At 42.8% G+C, this 15,716-nt stretch carries 13 protein-coding genes; 9 read left to right on the top strand and 4 right to left on the bottom strand.

Annotated elements, in window-relative coordinates:
* Positions 1-17: 17 nt before the first annotated feature.
* Positions 18-1,787 carry an aspartate--tRNA ligase gene (aspS, locus tag ACQW03_RS21120; protein ID WP_441951588.1) on the top strand — a complete coding sequence of 590 codons (1,770 nt, stop codon included), beginning with the start codon at positions 18-20 and terminating at the stop codon, positions 1,785-1,787.
* A gap of 185 nt (positions 1,788-1,972) precedes the next feature.
* On the opposite strand, the gene ACQW03_RS21125 is transcribed toward aspS, so the two are convergent.
* The gene (locus ACQW03_RS21125; protein ID WP_441951590.1) at positions 1,973-3,916 is read right to left on the bottom strand and encodes a serine hydrolase domain-containing protein; all 1,944 of its coding nucleotides are present in this window, start codon (positions 3,914-3,916) and stop codon (positions 1,973-1,975) included.
* Between the two features lie 254 nt (positions 3,917-4,170).
* Between ACQW03_RS21125 and ACQW03_RS21130 the strand changes: the two genes are divergently transcribed.
* From ACQW03_RS21130 to ACQW03_RS21150, 5 genes are all read left to right on the top strand, one after another.
* Positions 4,171-6,231: a glycosyl hydrolase 115 family protein gene (locus tag ACQW03_RS21130; RefSeq protein WP_441951591.1), complete on the top strand. Its 2,061-nt coding sequence runs from the start codon at positions 4,171-4,173 to the stop codon at positions 6,229-6,231.
* Between the two features lie 118 nt (positions 6,232-6,349).
* Positions 6,350-7,012 carry an S-layer homology domain-containing protein gene (locus tag ACQW03_RS21135; RefSeq protein ID WP_025718398.1) on the top strand — a complete coding sequence of 221 codons (663 nt, stop codon included), beginning with the start codon at positions 6,350-6,352 and terminating at the stop codon, positions 7,010-7,012.
* Positions 7,013-7,271: 259 nt separating this feature from the next.
* On the top strand, positions 7,272-7,940 hold the full coding sequence (locus ACQW03_RS21140) for a uracil-DNA glycosylase (RefSeq protein WP_071641636.1): 669 nt from the start codon (positions 7,272-7,274) through the stop codon (positions 7,938-7,940).
* Between the two features lie 16 nt (positions 7,941-7,956).
* Entirely contained in the window at positions 7,957-8,379 is a 423-nt protein-coding gene (locus tag ACQW03_RS21145; RefSeq protein ID WP_076292945.1) for a hypothetical protein, read from the top strand.
* 120 nt (positions 8,380-8,499) lie between these two features.
* Positions 8,500-10,386, top strand: coding sequence for an Ig-like domain-containing protein (locus tag ACQW03_RS21150; protein ID WP_441951594.1), 1,887 nt, complete (start codon positions 8,500-8,502; stop codon positions 10,384-10,386).
* Positions 10,387-10,455: 69 nt separating this feature from the next.
* On the opposite strand, the gene ACQW03_RS21155 is transcribed toward ACQW03_RS21150, so the two are convergent.
* Entirely contained in the window at positions 10,456-10,758 is a 303-nt protein-coding gene (locus tag ACQW03_RS21155) for a hypothetical protein (RefSeq protein ID WP_013310964.1), read from the bottom strand.
* A gap of 387 nt (positions 10,759-11,145) precedes the next feature.
* Positions 11,146-11,340: a hypothetical protein gene (locus ACQW03_RS21160; RefSeq protein WP_013310963.1), complete on the bottom strand. Its 195-nt coding sequence runs from the start codon at positions 11,338-11,340 to the stop codon at positions 11,146-11,148.
* 140 nt (positions 11,341-11,480) lie between these two features.
* On the opposite strand from ACQW03_RS21160, the gene ACQW03_RS21165 reads away from it, so the two are divergent.
* Positions 11,481-11,918: a NucA/NucB deoxyribonuclease domain-containing protein gene (locus ACQW03_RS21165; RefSeq protein ID WP_071641631.1), complete on the top strand. Its 438-nt coding sequence runs from the start codon at positions 11,481-11,483 to the stop codon at positions 11,916-11,918.
* A 5-nt stretch (positions 11,919-11,923) separates the two neighbouring features.
* Here ACQW03_RS21165 and ACQW03_RS21170 read toward each other — a convergent pair whose 3' ends face one another.
* Entirely contained in the window at positions 11,924-12,076 is a 153-nt protein-coding gene (locus tag ACQW03_RS21170; protein WP_023989363.1) for a hypothetical protein, read from the bottom strand.
* A 114-nt stretch (positions 12,077-12,190) separates the two neighbouring features.
* Here ACQW03_RS21170 and ACQW03_RS21175 point away from each other — a divergent pair, with 114 nt between their 5' ends.
* Together ACQW03_RS21175 and ACQW03_RS21180 are read left to right on the top strand one after the other, a co-directional pair.
* Complete coding sequence (locus tag ACQW03_RS21175; RefSeq protein WP_441951597.1) at positions 12,191-14,011, top strand: sensor histidine kinase; 1,821 nt, start codon at positions 12,191-12,193, stop codon at positions 14,009-14,011.
* Positions 13,986-15,611, top strand: a complete 1,626-nt coding sequence (locus ACQW03_RS21180; protein WP_441951599.1) for a response regulator transcription factor — start codon at positions 13,986-13,988, stop codon at positions 15,609-15,611. The genes ACQW03_RS21175 and ACQW03_RS21180 overlap by 26 nt, the downstream gene beginning before the upstream one ends.
* Positions 15,612-15,716 lie beyond the last annotated feature (105 nt).

The raw sequence follows: 15,716 nt of genomic DNA on the forward strand, positions 1-15,716 counted from the left end.
AGAAAGTGGGGTTTTTCATGCATAGTTATAGGACTCATAACTGTGGAGAATTGGATCAAAAACATGTCGGCGAAGTAGTGAGAATTGCAGGATGGATAAAAAATATGCGTGACCATGGCGGGGTTATTTTTATTGACCTTAGGGATCATTATGGAGTAACGCAGATTGTTGTTTCTGATAATAACGAATTGAAAGATTTTGTATCAAAGATCACCAGAGAGTCAACCATTTCTGCTATAGGTACTGTATGTAACAGATCTGAAAATACGATTAGTCCCACTATGAAAACCGGGCATATTGAGTTAGCTGCTAATGAGATAAAAGTTTTAGGGAAGGTAGTGAATCCATTACCTTTTGAAGTATCTTTAGCAAATGAAGCTCGGGAGGATTTAAGATTAAAGTATCGTTTCTTGGATCTACGAAATGAAAAAATACACAATAATATTATACTTCGTTCTAAAGTAATTCAAAGTATCAGAAGAAAGATGATCGATTTGAATTTTTTAGAGATCCAGACACCTATCCTGACAAGTTCATCTCCAGAAGGCGCCAGAGACTATTTAGTTCCTAGTAGAGTGCATCCAGGCCAATTTTATGCTTTGCCTCAAGCACCTCAACAATTTAAACAATTGTTAATGGTTTCGGGCTTTGATAAATATTTTCAAATTGCTCCTTGCTTTAGAGATGAGGATGCAAGAGCAGACAGATCACCCGGCGAGTTTTATCAGCTGGATTTGGAAATGGCTTTTGCAACACAGGAAGATGTCTTTAATGTAGTTGAAAATATGCTATATGAAGTTTTCTCTGAATTTACAAATTTTAAAATTTCAAAGCCTTTTAGCAGGATTCCATATCAAGAAGCCATGCTCAAATACGGGAGCGATAAACCTGATTTAAGAAATCCATTAATTATCCATGATGTGACAGAGCTGTTTACAGAGACTGATTTTAAAGTATTTAAAAATAAAACGATAAGAGTTATTGCTGTTCCTGATTGTGGAACACAGCCAAGAAGCTTTTATGATGATATAGTAAACTTTGCTGTTGAGGCTGGAGCGAAAGGCCTCTCATGGATTAAGTTCAATGATGATATGTCTCTTAGTGGCTCTATTGCAAAATTCATCTCTGAAGAGGTGAAAAACGAATTAATACATGTTACGCAAGCTAGTTCAGGATATGCACTGTTTTTTGCTGCTGACCAACTTAAAAATGTCGAAAAAATAGCCGGTGCTGTCAGAAATCAATTAGGAAAAAGACTGGATTTGCTGGAAAAGGATATATATAAATTTTGCTGGATAGTTGATTTTCCTATGTTTGAATTGGATCCTGATACTCATAAAATTGGGTTTAGCCATAATCCTTTTTCAATGCCACAAGGTGGTATGGATGCGCTGCTGAATATGAATCCTCTTGATATCCTTGCGTACCAATATGATATTGTATGTAATGGGATTGAACTGTCCTCGGGTGCTGTCCGTAACCATGATACGGAGATTATGGTAAAGGCCTTTGAGATTGCAGGTTATACATATGGAGATATCAAGAGTAAATTTCCTGCACTCTTTAATGCTTTTCAATTTGGGCCGCCGCCTCATGCAGGTATAGCACCTGGAATTGATAGGATTGTTATGATCATTGCAAATGAATCGAATATCCGAGAGGTTATTGCTTTTCCAATGAATAGCAAAGCGCAGGATCTATTAATGGGAGCACCTTCGGAGGTTACTGAGAAACAATTGAGTGATGTTCATATAAAATTGGTAAATACTCAGCCAGAAACAGAATAAACAGATTCAATCACATACTGAAAGCAAAGGCTGAATTCGGCACGTATTTGAATCTCATTGAGTGTGTTAAAAACTCTCCCTGCTAGATGCAGAGGAGAGTTTTTTTATTTAGCTCAGATTGGGTTTGTTCACGATGACAATTTTCATCGGTATACTGGATGGTATGGCAGGCTTATCGAGTAGATCTATGCCAAAAAGTAGAAATTATAGGAATACAGGAAAATCGAAATAGCTAGAAACGAAAGAATCAGCGTTGCGTTGTATACCTTTCTTAACAATGGAGTTTTGGTAACATTGCATCTTCTCACAGCAAGATAGGCAGCCGGTACAAAGGCAAGCCCAAGTACCCAGAAAAAGATAATATTCAAATTGAAATTGGACATAGGCTGAAAGGGGTCGCCTATCAATTGGATGCTGGAAGCAATGAGATTGACGATCACAAGCAGACCCAGCAATGGTATTACGGTTACACTGTCAGGCAAGGGAAACCGCGAAGTACTCTTTTGCTTTCTTGCGTCCTTGAGCTTCCGCAGCCATCCAATAATACCGAAAATAGACCCAAACGCAAACCCAATACCGCATCCTCCGACCAGAATATAACTGAAAATGGATGTTTGTAGGAAGGATATCGGCAATTGGTCATCGATGACTCCATATGACAACTGCGTCACTTTGCCATCGGCATTGGTTAAGAAAAAAAGACGACTGATGTTTAAGCCTGCGTAATCATAAGGAGTGCTCCCGGGAGTCACGCGTTCAAAAAAATAGGGTTTGGTTTCTACATAATCAACATGAATATTCATGGATGGAATACTCAGAGTGATTCCGCCATTGCCGTTGGCTGTGACCACTTCTTCCGCATTAGATAATACGGGTATAAGCTTCAATATATCAGATGATACTGCACGAGCAGAGCGGTATTTTCCCGCCACATCCGCGCTATGCTTCAACGTGCTGTCCGCTTGCGGAGTAGCGTGGGAATCCCCGACAAACAGGTCAATGAGTTCGCTTCTCGCCCCGGACATTTCATTTTCCACATTGGTCAGGATACTGATCCCAAAGTTTTGATCCGGTACGATAGAGACCAGAGAGGAGAATGAATCTGTATTTCCACCGTGCTCGATAACACGATAATCCCCCGCGAACCGTTCCCAAAAGCCATGGGCATTCCCCGGAAGCTCAGGATAGTGGGTATATGAAGCCTCATGCATTTCTCGCAGGGTTTCATTCTTATTGAACAGCGAATATTTTAAGGAATGGTCCATGTTCAGATGAGCAAGCATAAAATGAGCCATGTCCTCCGAAGTAATGTTTAACGCACCAGCCGGCACATCATTAAAGAAAACATTCGGCTTTGCTACCCAGTTTCCATCCTTCTTGGAGTAGCCTGTTGCTTTATGTTCGATAACCTCCGGGATAAGATCATATCGTTGTGTAAAGTAAGAATGTTTCATGTCTAGAGGCTCAAATATATGTTTCTGAATATAGGTTTCAAAAGGCATTCCGGATACACGTTCTATAATATAACCGGCCAGGTTGGTCCCATAGTTGGAATAAGCAATCACTGTTCCAGGCTCATAAATCTGTTCAGGCTGATTTCCGGGTGCGATATGATCCTTGAGAGGTCTAAGATCAGCAGGATCATGAACCAAAAGTTTTTCCAGGCGCTCCTCAAAACCCGCCGTGTGGCTCATCAGTGATTTCAGGGTAATAGGCTTATCAAAAGAAGGCTTGAGAAAGCCGTCAGGCAAGTATGTGCGGATGTCCGTATTCAAATCCAGCTTTCCTTGCTCAACCAGTTGCATTACCGCCGTCCAGGTGAACAATTTCGATACGGAACCAGCCTCCATATAGGTTGTTTCCGTACTCATGGGTGTTTGTTTCTCAATGTTTGAGTATCCGTAACCTTTTGAAAAAACAATTTTCCCGTCCTTTACTATGGAAACGGCAGCACCAGGAATCGCTGTTCCTATATATTTCTTCATAATTTGATCTGTTCTGTTTTCGATTTCGGAAATCGGAATTCCAGAGGGAGTGGTTGGAACGGACCCAGAAGCATACGCCTGGACCGGGATAAATGCCATCAATGCCAACAGGAACAAAGAGGCAAATCGTTTTTTCAATTTCATATCAAGTCTCCTTTGCTGCGCTTGAATCTTTAAGGGCAGTCTGTTTTTTGGAACATTTTTAGTGTAGCAATCAAGTCTTTCTTATTTCTCTCCTGTTCCTTACTTTTTTCTTTCTCGAATTAAGCTTCAACTCTCAAGTAATTTACCAAAAAAAGCTATATTTACGTTGGAACAGCTTTATATGTATGTTGCCAACCTATAAAATAAAGACAAGAAGAATCCTCATAGTTGAAAAAAATAGGAGATGACAATAAATGAAAGCCTGTGAACCTCTAACTATTTCATCTGAAAGCGGATACAATCTTCAAACCGATGAAAGTGTGCCAATTGCCCACGCTTGGAACATGATTGCGCGAGATCATAAGCGAGTGTTTGGCCGCGAGCCATTGCAAACAGAAGTAGAGCCCTCGATCATTATCCGTTATGCGCAGGAAGGAGATAGCTGTCCGCATTGGCCAGAGGGCTATTGTCTGCGTTTTGTTGCTGGTAGCAAGGGAACGGTACTCCATATTATTGGCCGTGATGAATTAGGAATTATTTATGGACTGCTTCATTACAGCCGATTCGCTCTGGGTGTGGAGCCGTTCTGGTTCTGGGCGGAGCTTATCCCGCCTAAGCGGGATACCATCGTTTTGCCGAGTCAGAATGTTGACAGTATACCGTCCAAGGTCCGATATCGGGGATGGTTTGTCAATGATGAGGTATGCTTGATTGGCTGGAAGGATGATTATCCACCGACGGAGCAGGTGTGGCAGCCCGTTTTTGAAGCGTTACTGCGCTGCGGTGGAAATATGGTGATTCCCGGAACCGATTTACCACGCACAGGTATCCATCATAGGCTTGCAGCAGACATGGGCTTATGGATTACACATCATCATGCTGAACCGTTGGGGGCGGAGATGTTTTTGCGCGCCTTTCCGGGTAAACAAGCTAGTTACAGAGAGCATCCCGAGTTGTTTGAACAGCTTTGGCAGGAAGCGATTGAACGGCAGAAGAAAGAGAAAATTGTATGGGTACTGTCTTTTCGCGGGCAGGGTGACAAGCCTTTTTGGGAAGATGATCCTTCCTTTAATACGCCGGACAAACGCGGACAATTAATCTCATATGTGGTTCGCAAGCAGTACCATATGATCTCTAAATTTGTGGAGCATCCCGTGTGCTGTATGGCGATGTATGGTGAGATTGCTGAGTTATACAAGCAGGGGCATATTGAGGTACCCGAAGGGGTGATTAAAATATGGGCGGACAATGGTTACGGTAAAATGGTATCTCGGCGCCATGGGAATCTTAATTATCGTGTACCAGCATTGCCTGAGGCGCAGGATGGGGGAAAAAATGGAGTATATTACCATGTGACCTTCCACGACTTGCAAGCGTCGAACCATCTTACCCAATTTCCCTCCTCAGCCAGCTTGATTGTAGAGGAATTGACAGCAGCGTTTACTACAGGGGCGGACGAGTACCTGCTGGTCAATTCAGGAAATATTTTGCCACATCTATATACGCTGGATTTAGTAGCAAATTTATGGACGAAGGGTAACGTGGATGCCGAAGAGCAGCTTATTGATTTTATCGGGCGGCTGTACAGTAGTCAGCTTCAAGAGATTTCCCAATTATACCGGGATTATTCCCGCTGCACTATCGTGTATGGCCCGCATAAGGATGATCGAGCAGGGGAGGAATTCTATCACCATCCGGCTCGGCAAATTATGGGGTATTGGCTACAAGGCAAAGAAGGCAGTGATGAACGGCTGTACTGGGCTACTGGAGAAAGGCCTTTTCCTGAACAGGTACGCTGGTTCAAGGAAAAAGCCGAGTCGGCAATCCCGGACTGGGTTGAACTGCGAGAGCGGTGTCTACGAATCATGAAGCAGTTGTCTGAAGATGAATGTCAAAGGCTGTATAATCAACTGCTTGTGCAGATTGAACTGCATCTGAGTGGTTCACGTGGACTGGCAAGCTTATGTAGCGCTTATGGGCTGTTCCTTGAAAAAGATTATCCACGGGCTTTTATACAAGCTTCTCATGCCGTTTGGAGCTACCGGATGGGTAAAGAAGCGCTCTCGCTCGCAGGAACTGGAAGATGGGAGCATTTCTACCGGGCAGATTGGTTAACCAATCTAGATAACACTATTTCTCATGCGGACACTGTGCGGGGATTTCTTCGTCTTCAGGGTGACAGTCCAGATATGTTCCTGTGGTCCAAACAATATTTAATGCCAGAAACAGAGAAATATATCTACCTAGAGAATACGCATCGCAAGCCCCTTCCTGATGATGAGTTGGCACGCTGTCTGGAGAAGGTATTATATTAAAAAGGAAGATATGTAGCATCAGAATCAACAGGTCTGCCTGCAACCTTTCCAGCTTATACTACGTCAATGAAGTTGTTAATGGCCAAGCGGCCTAATTCAACTACAAGGTGGAACTTACATGAATATGAGAAAAAGTGCATTTGCAGCCATTACAACTGTAGCCATTTTGTCCTTCTCCGTTGGAGGTCAAATGTCTGCGGCAGACCGTCAATTCAAGGATTTGGACAATGTAAGCGGCAAAGAAAAAATTATATCCCTTAAAGATCAGGGTCTGCTCAAAGGTGCCTCTGACACGCAGTTTCTCCCGTCATCTAAAGTCACCGCTGCTCAGGGCATTCAGTTGATCTCCGGCGGACTCCAGCTTAGTTTGGCCGCTATTGATTTTAATAAGGCGCCACAGGCCAGCGGACTGTTTACCCATGTTAAGGATACTGCATGGTATGCCGAAGCCTTTATCAACGCGCATTATAATGGTGTAGAGATTCCAAAAGATATCGTTCCTTCAAAAACCCTGACTAAGGAAGAGTTCACCCACATGTTGATTCAGGGCATGGAAAAAGCAGGCGCTCTTCCGATGATTAAAATCGCACCTGCGAATATAGCGGATGACAGCGAACTGGAGCCTTCTTACCAAGGTAGTATTCAACGCTCGCTAGTCTACAAGGTCAATACCTTGGATGCAAGTGAAAAGTTTCATCCAAAAAGCGAGATTACACGTGCCGAAGCTGCTGTTATGTTATATAATGCATTGGAATACCTGAATGCTCATACAAAATCGTAATAAATACAGCAATAAAGAGCTTTTCTTCTGAGGGAATTAAGCTTTCAGTTACTTGACATCATTATCGTTAATGTTATAATAAGGAAATCGAATTTAGACCTGCGGTAGCTGATTACCGTAAGGATATTTTCCTGGTCCTTCGGCATATAACACAGGTAACGAATAAATAAGCTGGCTCCGGATGAGGAGTTCAGCTTATTTTTTTGGATCAAAAAGCTTACCGTTTTCACAGATCTACATATTGAGAGGAGACAGGGGTATGTTTGAGAATGACTGGGATGATGTACTACGAGAAGAGGTCGAAAAGCCATACTTTAATGAATTAAGGTATACGTTAGCCCGAGAGTACAAGTTACATAAGGTATATCCTCCAAAAGAAGACTTGTTTTCCGCACTCAAATTAACGCCATTTCATCTGACCAAAGCGGTTATATTGGGACAGGATCCATATCATGGAGAGGGACAAGCTCACGGTTTGAGCTTTTCTGTTAGACCTGGTGTGCGAACACCGCCATCTTTACTAAATATATACAAGGAGCTTCGCGATGATATCGGCACTCCCATTCCGAATCAGGGATACCTCGTGCCTTGGGCTGAGCAAGGTGTGCTGCTGCTAAACAACGTGTTAACCGTGCGTGAAGGACAACCGCAATCTCACCAGGGAATAGGTTGGGAACGTTTCACGGATGCTGTCATTGAAGCGATTAATGAGCGCGAGCAGCCAGCAGTGTTTATTTTGTGGGGGAGCCATGCTCAGAAAAAAGCAAGCTTCGTGAATACCAGCAAGCATTTGGTGCTGAAATCCGTTCATCCGAGTCCATTGGCGGCTCACAGAGGCTTTTTTGGCAGCAAGCCTTTTTCGCGTACCAATGCATTTTTGCAGGAGCATGGAATGGAGCCGATTCGGTGGGAGATTCCTAACCGCTAGCACTGGAGGTGAGGACATGCGTCAGTGGAAGGGACGTCAGGTCATTTTATATCACGGCAACAACGGTCATACCCAGAAGGTGCGCGGCACGCTTGAAAAATGGGATGATATACGAAAGTGTGTTATTTTAGGCCCGAAAATGCTGGCTATTCCTTTTGAAAATATTACGCATATTACCATGCTTCCTCCGGGGCGTGAGCGTAGAAGCCGCCATCCGGCGAAGCTGAACGCTATCGGTTATGTAATGAGCGTTCCGTTACAGTTTGATAATGCCATTCATTTTCAGTCGGCGGTGACGATTTGGAGAGAGGATCATCTGATCGCTTATAATGTAAAGCTGGTTAGTCACTCGGCACACGATGTAATTCTTGAAGATGGACAAGCCTTATCTAAAGAAGAGCATCTGTTTGTGGTAAGGTCACTGCGTGGAGAACTTTAACTGTAATTATTCACCTTTTTTTGATGAAGGGTTCAATTTAGTTAGCTACTAACCGATAAAAGTAATGGGATTGTTAATTATATCCTATTTTATAGAGATGAAACTAAGGGAGAGAAACGAATGGAGCGTATGAAACGTATGAGCAAACGGAGTACCTTCTTACTTGCTTTGCTGATGTTTGTATTTGCAGCATGGCCAGCGGGTTTGATCCGGGCTGAGGAGAGCACGACCTCCACGGTACAGTGGGACAGTCAAAATCCGACTACATTGAATCTGGGTGGAAGCCCCGCTCAATTAAAAGTGTGGTCATTGACAGAAAAGGGCAAAGAAGATGTTACACAAAAGGCAGAATGGATCTCTGGGGATTCAAGCATTTTAAAGGTAGATAAGGGACTTATTACTCCTGTGTCAAAAGGGCAAATTAAGATTGTTGCCACATATGAACAGCAAACGGTAAGTACAACGATTACAGTAAAATCGCCTTACAGCAAGCTGCAATTAAATCCGTCTAGTCCCATTAATTTGACGATTGGTGGAGAATCAAAGCAACTAACTGCTCAAGGTGTACTTACTGGAGGTGGGACGGAAAATGTATCCGGTGTCGAATGGACTTCTTCGAATGCGGCTGTTGCTACCGTTGAAGATGGTCTGGTTCGTCCACTTGCCAAAGGCGTGACTTACATTAAAGCAAGCAAAGATGAACTCAAAGCACAAACGATTGTGTATGTGCGTTCTTCTTCTCAGGCATTAGTATTGAATGCAACTGGGTCCAAATCGGTCTTTCTGGGTAGCTCCCCAATTCAGGTTAGTGCAACCGATGTCAACCTGACTGGTGGCAAGACAGATGTGACCAACACGGCAGAATGGACTTCCTCCAATCCGTTGGTTGCCACAGTCGAGCAAGGTAAAATCACACCGATGGATGCAGGCAATTCGACGATTACAGCGTCCTATCACGGTTTGAGCAAGACTCTGAAGATTAATGTACTTCCAACGGTTGAAAAACTGGTTTCAAGCAAAGCCAGTCTGACTCTCGAAACAGGAGGCAAAACTTCTCTTCCGAGTATATCTGCTTATTTGGTCAATGGAGCAAAAAAAGCAGTTCAATCCGATGTAAAATGGAGCTTAAGCAGTGAAAGTGCAGTTAAAATAGCAAATGATAAGCTGATTGCAGTGAACCCAGGCAGTGCAACATTGACAGCAACGGTAGGTGCGCTCAAACTGGATATTCCAGTGACTGTGCAATACAAAGTGCTCAAGCTGACAGCTTCTGAGAAAAAATATGTATTGGTTGCAGGCCAAGAAGCAAGTATTCCGACAGTAAAAGCACACATGGCTGGTGGCGGAATCCTGGATGTTACCAGTCAGGTAAGCTGGGTAGGTACAACAGCCGCAGTAACAGTAGCAAATGGTAAAGTAAAAGCGGTGAGTGGCGGTAACTCTGGAATCAAGGCTATGTATATGAACAAATATGTGAAAGTACCTGTCATTGTGGAAGGAGCCATGTCTACATTGACACCAAGCTTTTCGAGTGCTGATATGAATTTGAAAGGAAGTAAGTCCATCAAAGTCATCGGCATATATACGGATGGTAAAAAAGCTACGCTGAGCAGTAAAGTGAAATGGACATCATCGAATGCTTCCGTAGCGATCGTAAAAGGCTCTTCCATTAAAGCCGTTGGAATTGGAACAGCAACGATTACGGGCACATATCAGGATAAGTCGTTTAACGTTGAGATCAAGGTCACACCTAAGCTGCTCAAACTGGTATTGAGCAATAAAAACCTGAAGCTGCCTAAAGGCTCCTCTCAAGTGCTTAGTGTGAATGCAGTTTATGATTCAGGCGCTACTACTAATGTGACAAGCTCAGCGGTATGGACATCTTCCAAACCGTCGATCGTACAGGTTACTGGCGGTCAGGTGAAGGCGATTGATACCGGAAGTTCCAGTATCAAAGTAGTCTATGGTGGTAAGACTGTAGCGACATCGGCCAGAGTGTTAAAATAGTCTACGCATATTGCCACATCCACTTATACAAAATAACCCCCGGTCCAAAGACCGGGGGTTATTTTCAGCTTATTCTACGCCGTCCTGATAATGATTTTTCCAGTGCTTATCGCCTTTGTGTGCGAAGTCTTCAACTGTCTTTTCCAAAGTAGCTACCAGTTGGGCTTTAATCTCAGAAATTGTGTCTCGGAACAGTCTTTCTTCCGTACCATTGATTTTTTCACCGTATAGAGCCTGAGCGGCTATAAATTGACGATGTTGCTCCACAAAACTGTCAATCGAATGCAATGCATGCTCCACGTATTGGGAAATGCTATGATGCTCGTTAGGCAGTTGCAATTTTAATTCATGAACTCTGTTTAATAATGCCATGATGATCACCTCGTGCGTTTTGTTATGTCAATAATTATACATCATTTTCGGAAAACTTTCATTAAATTTTGATTAAAATGTGACTTTTATTATGTCATGATTGCATTTTCACTGGTGATCAGGCCTAATTTTCGGAATTATTTCATTTTTTTCTTTGTGTCGTGATTTTAAAAATTAATATATATGGTACGAAGATGATATAAGAGCAAGCTGCGACAGCTGTCTTTCTGACATGTTATAATGGGGAAAAAGCCCAGTCGGAAAGGTTGTCAGTATGGTATGAAGCTTTTTAAAGGTTTATTTTGGGGGATTCTGATCAGTCTTCTCCTGTGGTGTGCCTTGTTTGGGCTTGTCCGCTGGATGTCTCATTAAGTCGCTTCCTGTATCTTATACAATAACTCTTGCGACTGTATCCACGTCATTAACGGAAATCGTATATACGTGTTCGTCATCATAGAGCTTGAATTGCTGAGTTTCTTGGTCAGATAGGAGCTTAGGCCAGCCAATTACGGTACTTCCATTCAGTAACCGGATTACAACGGCTTGCATTTGGCTCACGGCCAGTTTGATCTCATCGTTCATTCGTACAACCTCCTCTCTATACTATTTGTCGTCGAATATTCAACCTTTTTTTATAGTCAGTAAGGGGTTACAAAAAATAAAATCCGGGGATTAACTTAATTGAAGGCATCTACTGGAATAGCTTGAAGGGAAGAGGAAAATTGAAGAAAAAATTGCTAAGTTTTATAGCTTTACTGCTGCTAGCTTTGGGCGCGTATTGGTTTGAAGGAGGCAATCTTCTTACGAAAATGACAGGAGAGAACCCGCCTTCATCGGCTCAGGTTACGCTGCAATTCCCGTCAGGTCGTTACCCTGAAACGGCGCAGCATATAAAGGAAGCCATTCAGGCGGGAAAATCTCCGGTATGCACAATTGACCGTGAAGGAGCCGAGCAAAATCGCAAGCATTCGCTTGCAGGTGTTCCCACTCGTAAAGGATACGATCGTGACGAATGGCCGATGGCTATGTGCTTAGAAGGTGGCAAAGGTGCAAATATCAAATACATAGCTCCTAAGGATAATCGTGGGGCAGGATCATGGGTCAGTCACCAATTGGATGAGTATGAGGATGGAACTCGTGTGAAATTTGTTGTGAAATAGTGCTATTACTTTTTATTACCTTGGGCTGTTTCCTGTCTGGCCTTAATCAACGCCAGAAAATCAAAAAAATCACCTAGTGTATTGAAGCCGGCACCTAAAATGGCCAAGTCTTCAGCGGATAGTTGGTTAAACCATTCCATTTGCTTAGCATCAAACATATTATCACCGCCAACCATTGATAATGTATAGTATGTACTGACGGCAACGAAGGTCAGGGCTCTGGCATACCATTTAAGTATGCCTGTTTTATGTGCAGAGGATGTGTAGAACTCATGTTTAAATTTAATTTTTATACTAAAATCGTCTCCATCGTTATCGTATTGCTTATACCTATGCTGATCCTGTATGTCTATTCTAATCAGACAACGACAGGTGTATTACGTGAGGAGCTGAATCAATCTAATTATAATCAGCTGACTTTTTTTCAAAACCAGGTGAATACGAATATTGAAATGATTTCCTCCTGGCCGCATCTGCTGATTCATGATCCCGATGTAGCCAGTTTTCAAGCGATTTTTTTGAAGGACAAGGTTCTCAATCTGGATGGAATTAACCTTGTCAAACGGATTCAAACCAAGCTCGGGCTTCAGGAAAGCTCTTCTAATTGGAGAACCGGGCTGAGTATCTATTCTCCTTCGCTTGGACGGGTTGTATCGGAGAATGGAGCAGGTTTATATGACCAGAAAAAACTAAATCAGCTGATAAAAGACGGCTGGCAGGTATCCAAAAAAAGATCATACGGGAAAGACCAATTTATATTTTCATTGTATACATTATCCCCGTTTTCTTCACTTGGTAATCCAGAAACCGCTAACACGATTATTAAGGTTGAATTTGACAGCAGTAATATTCAGGACATGCTTGACCGCTTCAAAGGTGATGGACGAAAGGAGCCTTTTTATTATAAAAAAGGCGTAGGAGTGATCTTTAATCGTACTGCAAATGAAGAGCTGTCTGGAAAGCTGATTTCTAAATTGGAAAAAATGGGACTCCATGAAGTTGATAATCTGACCGTGAAAATTGGAGAAGAAAGCTACCTGGTTCATGCCGTTCTTTCGCAAACGACTGGTTGGTATTTGATTGATTACATGCCTTTGTCCGATATGATGTCTCCGATTTACTCATCGAATCGACTGTTTTATATAACGGTTGTTGGCTCGCTGCTGGTAGGCTTGATTGGCGCTTACTTGCTTCATTCACAGGTACAAGTGCCGATTCTTCAGCTTGTGCGGGCATTTCGGAGCCTAAAGGATGGAGACTATGCTGTTCGATTAAGTCTAAGGGGGAGTCACGAATTTGCTTTCCTGTCTAGTCAATTTAATCTGATGGTCGAACAGATTCAGGAGCTGTTTGAGAAGGTGTATGTTGAGCAGCTACATGTCAAGGAAGCGCGACTAAAGCAGCTCCAGTCACAAATCAATCCGCATTTTTTTTATAATTGTTTTTCATTTATTACAAGTATGGCAAAGCTGCGCAATCATGAGGCGGTTGTTGCCATGGCTCATAATTTATCCAGGTATTATCGGTATACGACAAGACAGGAGCGGGATTTGGTTCCATTGTCAGAAGAAGTCGAGTTTGTTCAATATTATCTGAACATACAGCAGATGCGTATGCCGAGGCTAACGTTCTTAATTCATGTTTCTTCACAAGCCAGCAATCTACTGATTCCGCCGCTTGTAGTGCAGCCACTGGTGGAAAATGCGGTGCTGCACGGGATAGAGCCTCAAGCGGAGGATGGTATAATTCATATTTTAACCGAGCGTGTTGGCTCGTATATGTACCTGATTGTGGATGATAACGGGCTCGGTTTGAGTAGAGAGGCTATAACTGCCCTGACGTCAACGCTTGACAAGCCTGTGGAAGAGGATCATGGATACGGTTTGTGGAATGTGCATCAACGCATGCGATTACATTTTGGGGAGGATGCAGGGCTGGAATTCTCTTTGTCTCCATTGGGAGGATTACGTGCAGTTTTAAAATGGTCGATCTCAACAGAAGAAGAGCATGCGAATGGTTTAATTGAGCCTTCGCCAAATTCGAATATAGTTAAAACGGAGGGTCCAGATGGTTCAGATATTACTAGTAGATGATGAGAGTTATGTAACAGAAAGTCTGGCAGCTACCATTCCGTGGGAGACGCTAGGCATCGAGAGGGTTCATCAAGCGGCTTCCGCACTAGCAGCGGTGGATGTGCTGGAAGCGTACGATATTGATATTCTGGTTACGGATATTCGTATGCCTGGCATGACGGGACTGGAGTTGATTGTTGAGGTAAACGAACGATGGCCACATATCCGAAGTTTGTTACTGACAGGCTATGCCGATTTTGAATATGCTAAAAAAGCGCTCCAGCTTAAGGCTTTTGATTACATTTTAAAGCCGGTGGATGATGAAGAATTTATCAAATGTGTGTCAGCCGCCATGGATTCGCTAAAGGAAGAATGGGAAGCATTTGACAAGGTTCATCAATTACAATATAGCCGCAGAAACGATTTTGGTGTACTGCGGACCCATTTGATGCATGATTTGCTACTCGGGCGTGATTTTCCAGTACCAAAAGTAGAGAGCAAAATGTCCGAGTACGAAATCAAGCTACGCACGGGACATCCTGCCAGTATGCTGCTTATTCAGCTAGGGAAGCATTTTTCTGATATGGACTATCATTCAGTCTCCTTAATTGAATATGCGATTGGAAATATTGCCGAAGAAGTATTCGCACCTGATTTTCACGTATGGCATTGCAAAGCGCCGCATGACTGCTTAATTGTATTAATAGAAGGGAATTGGAATTCATTTCCTGAACGGAGTGTGGATGAGCAGAATCGTTTTCTGAGTGCGGCGATTGAGAATTTTCAAAAAAATGTGAGCAATTACTTGAAAGGGGAAATTTACGTTGCATTAACCGGATGGTTTAATTTTCCAGAGGAGCTGCCTAAGCTATATCAGACAGCGATTAGATCCTTATACTGGAACCATCAGGAGGAGACGGATACACTGCTATTCATAGAAGAACAGACAGAACAGCCACACAGCTCAGTTAAGTCACTGGAGGGGCTTTATATGCATCCTACGCTTACTCATCTGCTAGAGTCCAGGCAATGGGAAGAGGCCGAAGCGAAAGTGAACCGTGTATTTGGAAAAATGGAAGAGGTGGGATATACACGCGAGCATTTATATGAGCTGTTTATTTCGGTGACGAGCGCCTTTATGTATACAGCGCACAAACAAGGACGTTTTATTACACAGATGGATCAAGTAGGCTTCGATCCGTTACATGCGCAGAAAATGGTTCATTCGTTTCTCCACCTCAAAGAGTGGATACTTTCCATGATGAACAAACTTAAATCTGAATGGTCCGCAAGCGAGCAAAGCGCTAAAAGCTATGTGGTCAAGCAGGTTCAGGAGCTCATCTCCCAGGATAAAGGTCAGGAGCTGTCTGTTAAGACGATTGCTGATCAGGTTTATCTTCATCCAGTCTATCTGTCTAAAATTTATAAAGCTGAAACCGGAGAAGGTCTGGGTGACTATATTATCCGAATGAGAATGGAGCGGGCTCTTTATTTGCTTAAATATTCCAACAAAAAAATATACGAAATTACGACGGAACTGGGCTATCAGAATCCCCAATATTTCAGTAAGATGTTCAAAAAGCATTACGGAATGACTCCGCATGAATTTCGGGACCAGTAAAATGAGATGAGTAAAGATCAGTTGGGAAAGGTGCAGAAATATTTATTTTGTGACATAGGCTGCGAAGAAAAGCCCTCTTATAATAAAAGAGTAGAAAATGATTTT

It is taken from the genome of Paenibacillus sp. DRB1-1 (assembly GCF_052119485.1).
In the GTDB taxonomy this organism is placed as follows: domain Bacteria; phylum Bacillota; class Bacilli; order Paenibacillales; family Paenibacillaceae; genus Paenibacillus; species Paenibacillus polymyxa_B.